Source organism: Paraburkholderia panacisoli, from assembly GCF_008369935.1.
Lineage (GTDB): Bacteria > Pseudomonadota > Gammaproteobacteria > Burkholderiales > Burkholderiaceae > Paraburkholderia > Paraburkholderia panacisoli.
Window position 1 is genome coordinate 204,512 of the sequence record NZ_VTUZ01000014.1, and the last position, 14,992, is coordinate 219,503.

The 14,992-nt window shown below is 65.6% G+C and carries 15 protein-coding genes; 10 read left to right on the forward strand and 5 right to left on the reverse strand.

Going from position 1 to position 14,992, the window contains the following annotated elements; translation table 11 throughout:
• Positions 1-103 precede the first annotated feature (103 nt).
• The 5 genes from FVF58_RS22240 (at position 104) to purH (ending at position 5,937) form a co-directional block, all read left to right on the forward strand.
• Entirely contained in the window at positions 104-1,510 is a 1,407-nt protein-coding gene (locus FVF58_RS22240; RefSeq protein WP_149672017.1) for an aminopeptidase P N-terminal domain-containing protein, read from the forward strand.
• 6 nt (positions 1,511-1,516) lie between these two features.
• Positions 1,517-2,812, forward strand: coding sequence for a UbiH/UbiF/VisC/COQ6 family ubiquinone biosynthesis hydroxylase (locus tag FVF58_RS22245; protein ID WP_149671995.1), 1,296 nt, complete (start codon positions 1,517-1,519; stop codon positions 2,810-2,812).
• Between the two features lie 221 nt (positions 2,813-3,033).
• Positions 3,034-4,095 (forward strand): tRNA dihydrouridine synthase DusB, encoded by a 1,062-nt coding sequence (dusB, locus tag FVF58_RS22250; RefSeq protein ID WP_149671996.1) that lies wholly within the window; start codon positions 3,034-3,036, stop codon positions 4,093-4,095.
• Positions 4,092-4,325 carry a Fis family transcriptional regulator gene (locus FVF58_RS22255; RefSeq protein WP_007180440.1) on the forward strand — a complete coding sequence of 78 codons (234 nt, stop codon included), beginning with the start codon at positions 4,092-4,094 and terminating at the stop codon, positions 4,323-4,325. The genes dusB and FVF58_RS22255 overlap by 4 nt, the downstream gene beginning before the upstream one ends.
• A 46-nt stretch (positions 4,326-4,371) precedes the next feature.
• A complete protein-coding gene (purH, locus tag FVF58_RS22260; protein WP_149671997.1) occupies positions 4,372-5,937 on the forward strand; it encodes a bifunctional phosphoribosylaminoimidazolecarboxamide formyltransferase/IMP cyclohydrolase in 1,566 nt (521 codons plus the stop codon).
• 172 nt (positions 5,938-6,109) lie between these two features.
• On the opposite strand, the gene FVF58_RS22265 is transcribed toward purH, so the two are convergent.
• The gene (locus FVF58_RS22265) at positions 6,110-6,349 is read right to left on the reverse strand and encodes a hypothetical protein (RefSeq protein WP_149671998.1); all 240 of its coding nucleotides are present in this window, start codon (positions 6,347-6,349) and stop codon (positions 6,110-6,112) included.
• A gap of 128 nt (positions 6,350-6,477) precedes the next feature.
• On the opposite strand from FVF58_RS22265, the gene ruvC reads away from it, so the two are divergent.
• Positions 6,478-7,020: a crossover junction endodeoxyribonuclease RuvC gene (gene ruvC, locus FVF58_RS22270; protein WP_149671999.1), complete on the forward strand. Its 543-nt coding sequence runs from the start codon at positions 6,478-6,480 to the stop codon at positions 7,018-7,020.
• A 206-nt stretch (positions 7,021-7,226) separates the two neighbouring features.
• Here ruvC and FVF58_RS22275 read toward each other — a convergent pair whose 3' ends face one another.
• A complete protein-coding gene (locus tag FVF58_RS22275) occupies positions 7,227-7,859 on the reverse strand; it encodes a LysE family translocator (protein WP_149672000.1) in 633 nt (210 codons plus the stop codon).
• A 158-nt stretch (positions 7,860-8,017) separates the two neighbouring features.
• On the opposite strand from FVF58_RS22275, the gene ruvA reads away from it, so the two are divergent.
• From ruvA to FVF58_RS22290, 3 genes are all read left to right on the forward strand, one after another.
• Positions 8,018-8,599 carry a Holliday junction branch migration protein RuvA gene (ruvA, locus tag FVF58_RS22280; RefSeq protein WP_149672001.1) on the forward strand — a complete coding sequence of 194 codons (582 nt, stop codon included), beginning with the start codon at positions 8,018-8,020 and terminating at the stop codon, positions 8,597-8,599.
• Positions 8,600-8,719: 120 nt separating this feature from the next.
• The gene (gene ruvB / locus FVF58_RS22285) at positions 8,720-9,784 is read left to right on the forward strand and encodes a Holliday junction branch migration DNA helicase RuvB (RefSeq protein WP_149672002.1); all 1,065 of its coding nucleotides are present in this window, start codon (positions 8,720-8,722) and stop codon (positions 9,782-9,784) included.
• Positions 9,785-9,809: 25 nt separating this feature from the next.
• On the forward strand, positions 9,810-10,751 hold the full coding sequence (locus tag FVF58_RS22290) for an oxygenase MpaB family protein (RefSeq protein ID WP_149672003.1): 942 nt from the start codon (positions 9,810-9,812) through the stop codon (positions 10,749-10,751).
• Between the two features lie 128 nt (positions 10,752-10,879).
• On the opposite strand, the gene FVF58_RS22295 is transcribed toward FVF58_RS22290, so the two are convergent.
• The 3 genes from FVF58_RS22295 to tyrS form a co-directional block, all read right to left on the reverse strand.
• A complete protein-coding gene (locus FVF58_RS22295) occupies positions 10,880-11,551 on the reverse strand; it encodes a histidine phosphatase family protein (protein WP_149672004.1) in 672 nt (223 codons plus the stop codon).
• Positions 11,552-11,685: 134 nt separating this feature from the next.
• The gene (gene dtd, locus FVF58_RS22300) at positions 11,686-12,144 is read right to left on the reverse strand and encodes a D-aminoacyl-tRNA deacylase (RefSeq protein ID WP_149672005.1); all 459 of its coding nucleotides are present in this window, start codon (positions 12,142-12,144) and stop codon (positions 11,686-11,688) included.
• 45 nt (positions 12,145-12,189) lie between these two features.
• A complete protein-coding gene (tyrS, locus tag FVF58_RS22305) occupies positions 12,190-13,440 on the reverse strand; it encodes a tyrosine--tRNA ligase (RefSeq protein ID WP_149672006.1) in 1,251 nt (416 codons plus the stop codon).
• A 249-nt stretch (positions 13,441-13,689) separates the two neighbouring features.
• Between tyrS and FVF58_RS22310 the strand changes: the two genes are divergently transcribed.
• Positions 13,690-14,820 carry an anhydro-N-acetylmuramic acid kinase gene (locus tag FVF58_RS22310; RefSeq protein WP_188130896.1) on the forward strand — a complete coding sequence of 377 codons (1,131 nt, stop codon included), beginning with the start codon at positions 13,690-13,692 and terminating at the stop codon, positions 14,818-14,820.
• The last annotated feature ends 172 nt before the right edge of the window (positions 14,821-14,992 follow it).

Genomic DNA, 14,992 nt, shown 5'->3' on the forward strand with positions numbered 1-14,992 from the left:
CGCCACGGAGCCGCGTTGTGGATGGATTGCAACATGCCGGCGGCCGTCTTGCCAGCCGGCGTTGCGCAAAATGACTGCACGCATTGGGCGCTACAATCGCACGATGAACCAGCCGACCGAACCCACCATCGCCATCGACGTCTACCGCACGCGCCGCGAGCGCGTCCTCGCCGCGCTGCGCGCCGCGGGCGGCGGCGTCGCCATCGTCCCGACCGCGCCGGAAGCGCTGCGCAACCGCGACGCCGACTACCCGTACCGGCACGACAGCTACTTCTATTATCTGACCGGCTTCACCGAGCCCGAAGCGCTGCTGGTGCTCGATGCAAGCGCCGCACCCGGCGAGCCGGCCTCGGTGCTGTTCTGCCGCGAGAAGAACATCGAGCGCGAAACCTGGGAAGGCTTCCGCTTCGGCCCTGACGGGGCGCGCACGGCGTTCGGCTTCGACGCCGCGTTCGCGATCGGCGAAATCGACACGCACCTGCCGCGGCTCATCGCCGACAAACCGGCGCTGCATTACGCGCTCGGCACGTCGGCGCAACTCGACGAACGAGTGCGCGGCTGGCTGGACGCGGTGCGCGCACAAGGACGCAGCGGTACCGTTGCGCCAGCCGCCGCGCGCGATCTGCTGCCGCTGCTCGACGAGATGCGGCTGGTCAAGGACGACCACGAACTCGCGATCATGCGCCGGGCGGGGCAGATTTCCGCCGCCGCGCATCGCCGCGCGATGGCCGCGTGCCGCCCCGGCGTGCGCGAATATGAACTCGAAGCCGAACTGCTCTACACGTTCCGCAAATTCGGCGCACAGGCGCCCGCTTATACGTCGATCGTCGCGGCGGGCGCGAATGCCTGCGTGCTGCACTACCCGGCCGGCAACGCGATTGCCCAGGACGGCGACCTGATCCTGATCGACGCGGCCTGCGAACTCGACGGCTACGCGTCGGACATCACTCGCACCTTCCCGGCGAGCGGCCGCTTCACGCCGGCGCAGCGCGAGCTGTACGACATCGTGCTGGCCGCGCAGCAGGCCGCGGTCGACGCCACCCGCGCCGGCGCCACCTTCGACGATCCGCACCAGGCCGCGCTGCGCGTGCTGTCGCAGGGCCTGCTCGACACCGGCATCATCGAACGCACGAAATTCGCGTCGGTCCACGACGTGCTTGCCGAGCGCGCCTACGCGCCGTTCTACATGCACCGCACCGGCCACTGGCTCGGCATGGACGTGCACGACGTCGGCGACTACCGCGAGCGCGACGCGACGCGCGACGAAGCGGGCGCATTGCCGTGGCGCACGCTGCGCGCGTCGATGACGCTGACCATCGAGCCCGGGCTGTACATCCGTCCAGCCGAGGGCGTGCCCGAGCGCTACTGGAACATCGGCATCCGCATCGAGGACGACGCGATCGTCACGCCGACCGGCTGCGAGCTGATCACGCGCGACGTGCCGGTAGCCACAGACGAGATCGAGGCGCTGATGCAGGAAGCCCGCGCGGCCCATGAAACGAGGAAGTAATCCGCAATGAACGACGCCTCTCCGTCGACGGTGATTCTGAAGCCCGCCGCGACCGATCATTCCTTCGACTTCGACGTGACGATCGTCGGCGCCGGTCCGGTCGGGCTCGCGCTCGCCGGCTGGCTGGCGCGGCGCAGCGTGACGCACACGCTGAAGATCGCGCTGATCGACGCGCGCGAGCCGGAAGATTCGATCGCCGATCCGCGCGCTATCGCCGTATCGCACGGCAGCCGGATGATCCTCGAGCCGCTGCGCTGGCCCGCCGACGCCACCGCGATCCAGCGCATCCACGTGTCGCAGCGCGGCCATTTCGGCCGCACGCTGATCGATCACAGCGAGCATGGTTTGCCGGCGCTCGGTTACGTGCTGCGGTACGGCTCGATCGTGCACGGTCTTGCCGAGGCGGTCCACGCGACCTCGGTCCACTGGTTCCGCTCCACGTCCGCCGCCGCGCCGCTTCAGGAACACGACGGCGTGACGCTGCCGATCGAAACCGCAGGTGTCACGCGCAAACTGCGCACGCGGATTCTGGTGAATGCGGAAGGCGGATTGTTCGGCGACCTGAAAGCGCGCAAGGGTGCGAGCATCGGCGTCGACAAGCACGTGGAAGCCGCAGGCAAAAGCCTGGCCAATGCCGCGGCGGGGAACCTGGCCGGCAAAGGCACGCGTGACTACGGGCAAACCGCGCTGGTCGGCACGGTCACCGTGTCCGCGCCGCAACCGCACGTGGCGTGGGAGCGCTTCACATCGGAAGGCCCGATCGCGCTGCTGCCGATGGGCGGCGTGCGCGGCGCTGACTACGCGCTGGTCTGGTGCTGCGCGCCCGACGCAGCCGCGCGCCGCGCGCAACTCCCCGACGACGCGTTCCTGCGCGAACTCGGCGCCGCGTTCGGCGACCGCATGGGCCGCTTCACGCAAATCAAAGGGCGCGCGTCGTTCCCGCTGGGACTGAACACGGTCGAGACGCTGGTGAACGGCCACGTCGTCGCGATCGGCAACGCGGCGCAGACGCTGCATCCGGTGGCGGGTCAAGGCCTCAATCTCGGCTTGCGGGATGCGCACGCGCTCGCCGACGCATTGTCGGCGGAAGGCCCGACGCCGCTCGCCCTCGCGACCTTCGCGCAACGCCGCGCGCTCGACCGGCGCATGACGATCGGCGCCACCGACATCCTCGCGCGCCTTTTCACGGTCGACTTCGCGCCGCTCGCGATCATGCGCGGCCTCGCGCTCACCGCGCTCGAGTTCGCGCCGCCGGTGAAAACCGCGCTGGCACGCCAGATGATGTTCGGACAACGCCGCTAGGCGCACCGCCAGCCCGCGCGCCGCGGCTTTTTCAAGCAGCCCGCGCAAGGCCGCCGGTTCTATGAACCGGCGCACTTTCATAGAAGATTTAACGGGTTAGGACACGCACCTGGCGGGTGCCGGTTGCCTGTTAACGCTAAAATGGCAGTTTTCCCTCGCATTTTCGCGGTGCTTCGATTGTCGAATCCTGGGCAGTCCGTCGCACGCGCGTCGTCCACGTCATGCCCACTCTCGGCTCCCACAATCTGCGTAACAACCTGTTCGTCGCCCCGATGGCCGGCGTGACCGATCGACCGTTCCGGCAGCTGTGCAAGCGGCTGGGCGCGGGCTATGCGGTGTCGGAAATGGTCGCCTCGAACGCGCAGCTGTGGAAAAGCGAAAAGACCATGCGCCGCGCCAATCACGCGGGCGAAGTCGAGCCGATCGCCGTGCAGATCGCCGGCGCCGATCCGGCGATGATGGCCGAAGCGGCCCGCTACAACGTGGCGAACGGCGCGCAGATCATCGACATCAACATGGGCTGCCCGGCCAAGAAGGTGTGCAATGTGGCCGCGGGTTCCGCTCTGCTGCAGAACGAGCCGCTGGTGCAGCGCATCGTCGAGGCGGTGGTGGGCGCGGTGGGCGTCGGGCCCGACGCGGTGCCCGTCACGCTGAAAATCCGTACCGGCTGGGACCGCGACAACAAGAATGCATTGCGCGTCGCGCATCTGGCCGAAGCCGCCGGCATTTCGATGCTGACCGTGCACGGCCGCACGCGCGCCGACCTGTACCACGGCGACGCCGAATACGAGACCATCGCCGCGGTGAAGGCGTCGGTGCGCATTCCGGTGGTGGCCAACGGCGACATCACAACGCCGCAAAAAGCGCGCGAGGTGCTTGCCGTCACCGGCGCCGACGCGATCATGATCGGCCGCGCCGCGCAGGGGCGCCCGTGGCTGTTCCGCGAGATCGAGTATTTCCTGCAAACGGGCGAGTTGCTGCCGCCGCCGCGCATCGACGAAATCCAGCAGGTGATGAACGAGCATCTCGAAGATCACTACGCGTTCTACGGCGAATTTACAGGTGTCCGCACTGCGCGCAAGCACATCGGCTGGTACACTCGCGGCCTTTCCGGCGCCAATGTGTTCCGGCATCGCATGAATACGCTGGACACCACGCGCGAACAACTCCTCGCCGTCAACGAGTTCTTTGACGCACAAAAGGCGCTCTCCGACCGCCTCGTCTACGTCGACGAAACGCCCGACAGCAAGGGCGAGGACCCTACCGACCTACTAGCAGCATGAGCAAGAACAATATCGAACAATCTGTCCGCGACAGCCTGGGGATGTATTTCCAGGACCTCGACGGCTCCAATCCGCACGATGTCTATGACATGGTGATTTCGTGCGTGGAAAAACCCCTGCTCGAGGTGGTGCTCGAGCAGGCCGGCGGCAATCAGTCGCTGGCCGCCGAGTATCTCGGCATCAACCGCAATACGCTGCGCAAGAAGCTGCAACAGCACGGTTTGTTGTAGTTTCTTCGCGCCCCGCCACGTTTCTCTTCGGCTTTTCGTCTTCATCATGATCAAGCAAGCGCTCATCTCCGTTTCCGACAAGTCGGGCATCGTCGACTTCGCGAAGTCGCTGTCCGACCTCGGCATCAAGATCCTGTCGACCGGCGGCACCGCGAAACTGCTCGCGGACGCGGGCCTCTCCGTCACCGAAGTCGCCGACTACACGGGCTTCCCGGAAATGCTGGACGGGCGCGTGAAAACGCTGCATCCGAAGGTGCACGGCGGCATCCTCGCGCGCCGCGACCTGCCGGAACACATGGCGGCGCTTGAGAAGCACGATATTCCGACCATCGACCTGCTGGTCGTGAACCTCTACCCGTTCGTGCAGACCGTGTCGAAGGAAGAGTGCTCGCTGGAAGACGCGATCGAGAACATCGACATCGGCGGCCCGACCATGCTGCGCTCGGCCGCGAAGAATCATCGCGACGTGACGGTGGTGGTCGACCCGGCCGACTACGCGCTGGTGCTCGAAGAAATGCGCGCGAACAGCAACGCGGTGTCGTACAAGACGAACTTCCGCCTCGCGACCAAGGTGTTCGCGCACACCGCGCAATATGACGGCGCGATCACGAACTATCTGACGAGCCTGACCGACGAGCTGCAACACGCGTCGCGCAATGCTTATCCGGCAACCTTCAATCTGGCGTTCAACAAGGTGCAGGACCTGCGCTACGGCGAGAACCCGCATCAGAGCGCCGCGTTCTACCGCGACCTGAGCGCGCCGGCCGGCGCGCTGGCGAACTACAACCAGTTGCAAGGCAAGGAACTGTCGTACAACAACATCGCGGATTCCGACGCGGCGTGGGAATGCGTGAAGACGTTCGACGTGCCGGCCTGCGTGATCGTCAAGCACGCGAATCCGTGCGGCGTGGCAGTCGGCACGGATGCGCACGAGGCATATTCGAAGGCGTTCCAGACCGACCCGACCTCGGCGTTCGGCGGCATCATCGCGTTCAACCGCGAAGTGGACGAAGCGGCCGCGCAAGCCGTGGCCAAGCAGTTCGTCGAGGTGCTGATCGCGCCGTCGTTCAGCGCCGCAGCGCGCCAGGTGTTCGCGGCGAAGCAGAACGTGCGTCTGCTGGAAATCGCGCTGGGCGAAGGCCATAACGCGTTCGATCTGAAGCGCGTCGGCGGCGGCCTGCTGGTGCAATCGCTCGATTCGAAGAACGTGCAGCCGCGCGACTTGCGCGTGGTGACCAAGCGTCATCCGACGCCGAAGGAAATGGACGATCTGCTGTTTGCATGGCGCGTCGCGAAGTACGTGAAGTCGAACGCGATCGTGTTCTGCGCGAGCGGCATGACGCTCGGCGTCGGCGCCGGCCAGATGAGCCGCGTGGACTCGGCGCGCATCGCCAGCATCAAAGCGCAGAACGCCGGTTTGACGCTGACGGGTTCGGCGGTGGCGTCGGATGCGTTCTTCCCGTTCCGCGACGGCCTCGACGTGGTCGTCGCAGCAGGCGCAAGCTGCGTGATTCAGCCGGGCGGCTCGATGCGCGACGACGAAGTGATCAACGCAGCCGATGAGCACAACATCGCGATGGTGGTGACCGGCGTGCGTCACTTCCGTCATTGAGGCAGGGTTGGCTAGCGGTTGTGCTGCCGCGTGCATGCTGCATGTCGCGGCGGACGTCGCTGAGTAAGCGCTGAGCTTCACAAAAATGGCCTGGTGGAACTTCCGCCGGGCCGTTTTCTTTTCAGGCCGCTCTTTGGGGCGCATCCCTTTGCTTTATCCTGCTGCGCGCCGCTCAATCGTCCGGTTCTTTTCTCGCATAGCCGTTCTTCACCTCCGGATGCTGGCTGATATACGTGCCAAGCCCCTGTCCGCGCCGCGCGAGGCGCTTTAACACGGCAAGGTGCCGCGCGCCGACACTCGCCTCTGTGTACCAATAGACGATGCCCGGCCTGAAGCGGACCTTGACGAAATCGTCGCCGAGTTCATACGCGTCGACGCCCGAGTCGCCGCTAAGATTCCAATAGCGCTCCATCTGCGATTGCCTCCTCGCAACGCCTCCAGCAGCTTTTATTCCGCCGATCCCGCCGTCTGCAGGCCGCCATCCGGCGTGCGTGTTGTAGTATCGCAGGCACCTGGCTTTTACCGCATTCGCGGCACCTCATGAGAATTCTCGGCATCGACCCCGGCCTGCGCGTCACCGGCTTCGGCGTGATCGACCAAAACGGCCACACGCTCAGCTATGTCGCGAGCGGCGTCATCAAAACCGCCGACGCCGATTTGCCGTCGCGGCTTGGCACCATCTTCGAAGGCATCTCGACGCTGATCCGCCAGCATTCGCCGGATCAGTCGGCGATCGAAAAAGTGTTTGTCAACGTCAATCCGCAATCGACGCTGCTGCTCGGCCAGGCACGCGGCGCGGCGATCTGCGGGCTGGTGGCGGGCGGCGTGCCGGTTGCCGAATACACCGCGCTGCAACTGAAGCAGAGCGTGGTGGGCTACGGCCGCGCGACCAAGGAGCAGATGCAGCAGATGGTGGTGCGGCTGCTCAATCTGTCCGGCGTACCCGGCACCGACGCTGCCGACGCGCTCGGCATGGCGATCTGCCACGCGCATGGCGGTTCGACGTTGAGCACGCTGGGCGGCATCGCGCCTTCGCTAGCGAAGAAAGGGCTACGGGTGAGGCGCGGGCGCCTGGTGGGATAGCGCGGCAGTGGGCCGCTTTCGTGTTCCACAGCACGCCACGGGCATGACTCACGGGTCGCGGGTCGCGGGTCGCGGGTCGCGGGTCGCGGGCAACCATGGTTTGCCGCTCGCGCCCCGGCGGTCAAAACCGGCTTACGCCACAAGCCTCGCGTCCAGCAACAGCCTGCGGTTCGCGATCACGCGCCTGCGCCCCTCGCCCGACGCGTTCAACTCCGACTGGCCAGCGCGAGACGGCATGCCAGCCCGGCAAACACCGTCCCCAGCAAATACTGCGGCGTCCGCGACGGCCGGCGCCCTGCCGACAGCTTGCGGCTCAACTTGCTCGCCATCAGAATCACCGCGCCGTTCACGCAAAAGCCGATCAGGTTCAGCACCGTTGCCAGCACCATGATCTGCAACGCGACGGAACCCGCTTCGGGCCGCACGAATTGCGGAAACAACGCGAGCACGAACAGCGCAACCTTCGGATTCAGCAAATTGGTGAAGAGGCCCTGGCGAAAAACGCGGCCGACCGGGTAACGGCTCATCGACGCATTCGGCGTCAGCACCGTGCCTTGCGTGCGGACCGTTTTCCAGGCGAGATACAGCAGATACGCAGCGCCCGCGAAACGCACGGCGTCATAAGCCATCGGCACCGCCAGGAAGAGTTGCGACAAACCGAACGCCGCGGCCAACGCGTGACAGTACGTGCCGACCAGAATACCGGCCAACGACGCGAACCCTGCCGAACGCCCTTGGCTCACGCTTCGCGAGGCAATCAACAACATGTCGGGTCCGGGCGTGGCGGTCAACGCGAGACACGCGCCTGCGAATAGCGCGAGAGTGGTCAGGCTCAGCATGGAAGCTCCTTCTGGGTGAATGGGTTGAGAACCCGCCAAAAGGGATCTCAGTCTATGCACCCGGCTCATGCGGGTCAACGTCGATCGACGCGATTGCGCATCGCGCGACGCGCACTCGCTGCGCTACACTCGCCCTTTCTCTCGAGATTGAATTCGCCATGATCGGTCGCATTGCCGGCGTTCTGCTGGAAAAAAACCCGCCGCATCTGCTCGTCGACTGCAACGGCGTCGGTTACGAAGTCGACGTGCCGATGAGCACGTTCTACAACCTGCCGTCGAACGGCGAGCGCATCGTGCTGCTCACGCAGATGATCGTGCGCGAAGACGCGCATCTGCTCTACGGCTTCGGCACTGCCGAGGAACGCTCGACCTTCCGCGAACTGCTGAAAATTTCCGGCATCGGCGCACGCATGGCACTCGCGGTGCTATCGGGCATGAGCGTGCACGAACTGGCGCAGACCGTCACGATGCAGGACGCGGCGCGCCTCACGCGTGTGCCGGGTATCGGCAAGAAGACCGCGGAGCGGCTGCTGCTCGAACTGAAGGGTAAGCTCGGCGCGGACCTGGGCGCGATGGCGGGCGCGGCCTCGCCGTCCGGTCATGCGTCCGACATCCTCAACGCGCTGCTCGCGTTGGGCTACTCCGAGAAAGAAGCGTTGGCGGCCATCAAGAACGTGCCGGCCGGCACAGGCGTCTCCGAGGGCATCAAGCTCGCGTTGAAGGCGTTGTCGAAGGCTTGACGCGGATCTCGCGACTCGACGACATGTGCGGGTCGACAGAGCTTCGCACAAGCCCCGGCTGATCGCACCCTGGCTGTTCGGCCGGGTTTCGCGCTGGACTCCTCGCGGTACAATGACCGGATGATCGAAACCGACAAACTCGCCGCCGAGCGCATCATCGCGGCCACGCCCGTTTCGCCGAACGAAGAAGCGTTCGAGCGCGCGTTGCGCCCGCGCCAGCTCGAAGAATATGTCGGGCAGGAAAAAGTGCGCGGTCAGCTGGAAATTTTCATCGAGGCCGCCAAACGCCGTTCCGAATCGCTCGACCACGTGTTGCTGTTCGGGCCGCCGGGTCTCGGCAAAACCACGCTCGCGCACATCATCGCGCGGGAGATGGGCGTCAATCTTCGGCAGACGTCAGGACCGGTGCTCGAACGCGCCGGCGACCTCGCCGCACTGCTGACCAATCTCGAAGCCAACGACGTGCTGTTCATCGACGAAATCCACCGGCTCTCGCCGGTCGTCGAAGAAATCCTGTACCCGGCGCTCGAGGATTATCAGATCGACATCATGATCGGCGAAGGGCCTGCCGCGCGCAGCGTGAAGCTGGACTTGCAGCCGTTCACGCTGGTCGGCGCAACCACGCGCGCGGGCATGCTGACCAATCCGCTGCGCGACCGCTTCGGCATCGTCGCGCGACTGGAGTTTTACAACGCCGAGGAGCTGGCGCGCATCGTCACGCGCTCGGCGTCGCTGTTGAACGCGCAGATTCATCCGGACGGCGCGTTCGAAATCGCCAAACGCGCGCGCGGCACGCCGCGTATCGCAAACCGCCTGCTGCGCCGCGTGCGCGACTTCGCCGAGGTGAAAGCGGACGGCAACATCACCGCGCAAGTGGCCGATGCCGCGCTGCGCATGCTCGACGTCGATGGGGTCGGCTTCGACCTGATGGACCGCAAGCTGCTCGAAGCCATCCTGCACAAGTTCGACGGCGGCCCGGTCGGCGTTGACAATCTGGCGGCGGCCATTGGCGAAGAGCGCGACACGATCGAGGACGTGCTCGAACCGTATCTGATCCAGCAAGGCTTCCTGCAACGCACGCCGCGCGGCCGCGTCGCCACGCTGCTGACCTACCGGCATTTCGGTCTCGCCGCGCCGGACGCGTCGAGCACGCTGCCCGGCCTGTGGGATGCGGCCGCGCAGTGAGCAGCACGTAGCGAGGCCGCTCAGGATGTCCGACCAGACGACGGGGCGTTCCGGCTCATCCAGTGGGATCGCCCAGTTGCTCACACGCAGGCTCCGCTCGAAACTGGCCGCCGGCGTCACGCATCTGACGAGCGGCAGCGGCCCGACTCTCGACTATTCATCGCCGCCCGGCGATCCGGGCCTGTTCGGGCCCGACTCCGTGTGCTGGAAAGTCCACGCCGACTTCACGTCGATGATGACGGGCGGCATCAGCGCGTTGCTGCTTCAGGCGTTGCACCCGTTGGCGCTCGCCGGCGTGTGGGACCATTCGACCTTCCGCACCGATATTCTCGGGCGCCTGCGCCGCACGGCGACCTTCATCGCCGGCACGACATACGGCAACCGGCACGATGCGTTGGCGCTGATCGAACGCGTCAGGCGCATCCATCTCGGCGTCAGCGGCACCGCAGCGGACGGACGGACGTATCACGCGAGCGAACCGGCACTGCTGACGTGGGTGCATGTCGCCGAGGTGTCGAGTTTCATGACTGCGCACTTGCGTTATGTGAATCCGCAACTATCCGTGGACGCGCAGGATCAATACTTCGCGGAAACGGCGCGCATTGCCGAAATGCTCGGCGCGGAGAACGTTCCGCGCTCGCGCGCCGAGATCGACGCTTATCTGGGGGCCATGCGGCCTGCGCTGGTGGCCAGCGAGCGCACGAGCGAACTTGTGAGGATTCTGATGAGTGCGCCCGCCCCGAGCATGGCGATGCGGCCCGCCGGCACGTTGATGCTCAGCGCCGGTGTTGATCTTCTGCCGGACTGGGCGCAGTCGATGTTGGGATTCGAGCGCTATGCGGCGCTGCGCCGGACGTTCGCGAGGCCGGGCGTGCGGCTCGTCGCGCCAATCATTCGCTGGGCGCTGGTGAACGGGATATCGAAACGCGCGCGCCGGCGCGTGGCTGCGACGCACGAACCGCATTGACGCGGGCTGCGGCTACGCGCACACACCGCTCAGTCAACCTGCGCCCGGCGCTGCTCCATGGCACGCTACGTCGTTCGACGTGACCGCGGCAAACACCTCCGTTCAAACCGCGCGCAGCGCTTCTACGCTCAACGCCCCGGTTCCGGAACCTTCCTGAAACCATCGTCCGCAGCAGGCGCGTCGAGATGCGCAATGTCCGCCCACGAGACGATCGTCGCCGCACCGTGATCGAAATCCACCACATTCAGACTGGTGTTGAGCAGCGGGTAATGACGCGGCGCGTCGAGCGGCAAACCACACGCGAAACGGCGCACGCAATCGAGCACGCCGCCATGCGCGACACAAGCGATCCGCTCGCCCGGATGCGCGGCGACCAGCGGCTCGATCGCATGGACCACGCGATGGTAGAACACGCGCTGCGACTCGCCTTCAGGCGGCGCAAAACCAGGATCGCGGGTTTGCCAGTGCGCGTATTCATCGGGAAAGCGCAGCGCGATCTCGTCGCTGTCATGTCCCTGGAAAGCGCCATAGGACCGCTCGCGCAGACCTTCGCGCAGTTGCAGCGGCAAGCCTAGCGCGTCGGCGATGGGCTGCGCGGTCTGCTGCGCGCGTTGCAGATCGCTCGAATAGATTGCATCGAGGCGAGCGCCCTGTTTCGCCTCGTCGGCGATGCGGCGCGCGAGACGTTGCGCCTGGGCCAACCCGGTGGTCGCGAGCGGAATGTCGATGTGACCTTGAATGCGCTTGATGCGGTTCCAGTCGGTCTCGCCGTGCCGGATGAACAGAATCTGCGTAGTCATGAGATAGGAGTGGGCGCCGTTCGCCGGTTATGCCGAGCCGCTATTGTCGCAAAAACGGCTGGAGGGTAAGACGCGCGCATAGTGGCGCGCGTCGGAGGATAGCGAACGAGGCGTCTCGTTCGCCGGATGCAGGCTCAGGCGTTCGTCTGCAACCAGAACGTGACCGGCCCGTCGTTGACGAGCGACACCTGCATATCCGCGCCGAACTCGCCCGTCTCGACGATTGGATGCTTCGCGCGCGCGGCCGCCACGAAGTAGTCGAACAGGCGCTTGCCTTCATCCGGCGGCGCGGCCGGCGTGAAGCTCGGGCGCAGGCCGCTGTTGGTGTCCGCCGCCAACGTGAATTGCGACACGAGCAGCAGGCCGCCCGCGCGTCCCGCGCCATCGAGATTCTGCACGGAGACATTCATCTTGCCCGCCGCGTCGCTGAACACGCGATAGCCAAGCACCTTGGCGAGCAGCCGGTCGGCGGCCGCCTCGGTATCACCGCGTTCCGCGCACACGAGCGCGAGCAGACCCGCGTCGATTGCACCGGTCACCCGGTCGGCTACGCGCACTTCGGCGCGGCGCACGCGTTGGATCAGCGCGATCATCGGCTGTTCGACTCTGCTGGCAACGGTCGATGCGTCACCGAGCGATCACGCCGTAAGCGTGACGCGTGCAAAGCGGCGCTTGCCCACCTGCACCACGTACTCACCCGCTTCGACCTTCAGCCCCTTGTCGGAGACGGTCGCGCCGTCGATCTTCACGCCGCCCTGCTCGATATTGCGCAGCGCTTCGCTGGTCGACGGCACCAGGTTGGCCTGCTTCAGCAACTGGCCGATCGCGAGCGGTGCGCCGGCCAGCGTCACCGCCGGGATATCGTCCGGCACGCCGCCCTTCGCGCGATGGTTGAAGTCTTCGAGCGCGCGCTCGGCGTCGGACTGCGTGTGAAAGCGCGCGACGATTTCCTGGCCGAGCATCACCTTGAAATCGCGCGGATTGCGGCCCGCTTCGATCTCTTTCCTGAAGCCCGCGATTTCGTCCATCGGACGGAAAGACAGCAGTTCGAAGTAACGCCACATCAGCGTGTCGGAGATGCTCATCAGCTTGCCGAACATGTCGGTCGGCTTCTCGCTGATGCCGATGTAGTTGTTCTTCGACTTCGACATTTTCTCGACGCCGTCGAGCCCTTCGAGCAGCGGCATCGTCAGGATGCACTGCTGCTCCTGGCCGTACTGCTTCTGCAACTCGCGGCCGACCAGCAGGTTGAACTTCTGGTCCGTGCCGCCGAGTTCGAGGTCGGCATTCAGCGCGACCGAGTCGTAGCCTTGCATCAGCGGGTACAGGAACTCGTGAATCGAGATCGGCACGCCGCCCTGGAAACGCTTGGTGAAATCCTCGCGCTCCAGAATCCGCGCCACCGTGTAGCGCGACGCGAGCTTGATCATGCCGTCGGCACCAAGCGGCATCGACCATTCGCTGTTGTAGCGGATCTCGGTCTTGTCGCGGTCGAGCACGAGCGCGGCCTGCTCGAAATACGTCTTCGCGTTCGATTCGATCTGCTCGCGCGTGAGCGGCGGGCGCGTCGCGTTACGGCCCGACGGATCGCCGATCAGCGACGTGAAATCGCCGATCAGGAAGATCACCGTGTGACCGAGATCCTGCAACTGACGCATCTTGTTCAAGACGACCGTATGGCCGATGTGAATGTCGGGCGCGGTCGGATCGAGCCCGAGCTTGATGCGCAGCGGCTTGCCGGTCGCCGCGCTCTTCGCGAGTTTTTGCGCGAATTCGTCTTCGATCAGCAGTTCGTCGACTCCGCGTTTGGTGACGGCGAGGGCGTGACGGACTTCGTCGGTGACCGGAAAGGCGGAAGCGGGGCTAGGCTTGGTGGACTCGGTGCTCATGCTGGAAACGTGAAGTCGCGAAAAAGGGAGATTGTCCCATAGATACGCGCCGACGCGCCCACTGACGCGGCGACGAACGAGTCACAAGCGAGCATAGCTGCCTACAGGCATACCGACCGCGCGCTGGTGGCGCGCGTTTCGCGCGGCGCGGCGCGCCGTGCCGGCGGCGTCGACGCGCTCATATTCGACCGCGCTTGCGCCGATAATCTGCTAAAACGGATCGCAATGACCCTCGACAGGAGCAGCAACGTGGCGCAACACCCAGCAGACGGTGTCTACTTCGGATTGATGTCCGGAACGAGCATGGACGGTGTGGACGGCGTGGCCGTCCGATTTGAGGAAGGAAAGTCGCCGGTGGTGCTGGCCGAGGCGTTTGTCGGCTTCTCCGCGGGGATACGCGAGGCGCTGTTCGCGCTCCAGCAACCGGGTGACAACGAGATCGAGCGCGAAGCGCTGGCCGCCAATGCGCTCGCCACGCGCTATACGGTGTGCTGCCACGAACTGCTGCGCGGCAGCCGCGTGTCCGCCACGGAAGTGCGCGCGATCGGGGCGCATGGGCAGACGGTGCGGCATCGGCCGGAAAAAGGCTATACGCGGCAGATCAACAACCCCGCGCTGCTCGCGGAAATGATGCACATCGACGTGGTCGCCGATTTCCGCAGCCGCGACGTAGCGGCCGGCGGCCAGGGCGCACCGCTCGTGCCGGCCTTTCACGCCACGGTGTTCGGCGCGAAGGACGAGACGCGGGTGGTCTGCAACCTCGGCGGCATCAGCAACATCACGATCCTGAACGCGACGGGCAGCGTGCGTGGCTTCGACTGCGGACCGGCGAACGCGCTGCTCGACGAATGGGCGCAGCGCCACCTCGGCAAGCCGTTCGACGAAAACGGTCATTTCGCGGCCGGCGGTCAGGTGGATCGCAAGCTGCTGAATGCGTTGCTCGACGAGCCGTTTTTCTCGCAGCAGCCGCCTAAGAGCACCGGTCGCGACCTGTTCAATCCCGAATGGCTCGACGCGAAGCTCCAGCCGTTCGCCGCGCTCACCCCCGCCGACGTGCAGGCGACGCTGGTCGCGCTGACAGCGGTGACGGTCGCGCGTGAAATCGAGCGGCACGCGTCCGACGCGAGGGCGGTCTATGTGTGCGGCGGCGGCGCGCGCAATCCGGAGATTCTGAAGGCATTGCAGCAGGCGCTGGAGGACAGCGGCGTGAGCGGTGTGCCGGTAATGACGACCGATGCGCTCGGCGTGCCGCCAAGCCAGGTCGAACCGCTCGCGTTCGCGTGGCTGGCGATGCGTTGCATCGCGCGGCTGCCGGGCAATCTTCCGGCCGTCACCGGCGCGGCCGCCGAACGCGTGCTCGGCGCCATTTACCCGCGTTGACTACGGCCCCGTATTACGATTCGGGCGGGCAATAAAAAACGGGGTCGAGGCCCTAATGCCGTTCAGTTAAGCGACTGAACGGCATTTTTTTGTGGCGCAAAGTGGTTGTAAACGTGACGCAGGGGTGTTAACTTTCATCGCCATGCTGGTCGATGATCTACGCCCACTCGTC

Excerpts from the sequence above, each read along its gene's own strand:
- FVF58_RS22240 (WP_149672017.1), top strand. The coding sequence starts at position 104 with ATGAACCAGCCGACCGAACCCACCATCGCCATCGACGTCTACCGCACG.
- FVF58_RS22245 (WP_149671995.1), top strand. The coding sequence starts at position 1,517 with ATGAACGACGCCTCTCCGTCGACGGTGATTCTGAAGCCCGCCGCGACC.
- dusB (WP_149671996.1), top strand. The coding sequence starts at position 3,034 with ATGCCCACTCTCGGCTCCCACAATCTGCGTAACAACCTGTTCGTCGCC.
- FVF58_RS22255 (WP_007180440.1), top strand. The coding sequence starts at position 4,092 with ATGAGCAAGAACAATATCGAACAATCTGTCCGCGACAGCCTGGGGATG.
- purH (WP_149671997.1), top strand. The coding sequence starts at position 4,372 with ATGATCAAGCAAGCGCTCATCTCCGTTTCCGACAAGTCGGGCATCGTC.
- FVF58_RS22265 (WP_149671998.1), bottom strand. The coding sequence starts at position 6,349 with ATGGAGCGCTATTGGAATCTTAGCGGCGACTCGGGCGTCGACGCGTAT.
- ruvC (WP_149671999.1), top strand. The coding sequence starts at position 6,478 with ATGAGAATTCTCGGCATCGACCCCGGCCTGCGCGTCACCGGCTTCGGC.
- FVF58_RS22275 (WP_149672000.1), bottom strand. The coding sequence starts at position 7,859 with ATGCTGAGCCTGACCACTCTCGCGCTATTCGCAGGCGCGTGTCTCGCG.
- ruvA (WP_149672001.1), top strand. The coding sequence starts at position 8,018 with ATGATCGGTCGCATTGCCGGCGTTCTGCTGGAAAAAAACCCGCCGCAT.
- ruvB (WP_149672002.1), top strand. The coding sequence starts at position 8,720 with ATGATCGAAACCGACAAACTCGCCGCCGAGCGCATCATCGCGGCCACG.
- FVF58_RS22290 (WP_149672003.1), top strand. The coding sequence starts at position 9,810 with ATGTCCGACCAGACGACGGGGCGTTCCGGCTCATCCAGTGGGATCGCC.
- FVF58_RS22295 (WP_149672004.1), bottom strand. The coding sequence starts at position 11,551 with ATGACTACGCAGATTCTGTTCATCCGGCACGGCGAGACCGACTGGAAC.
- dtd (WP_149672005.1), bottom strand. The coding sequence starts at position 12,144 with ATGATCGCGCTGATCCAACGCGTGCGCCGCGCCGAAGTGCGCGTAGCC.
- tyrS (WP_149672006.1), bottom strand. The coding sequence starts at position 13,440 with ATGAGCACCGAGTCCACCAAGCCTAGCCCCGCTTCCGCCTTTCCGGTC.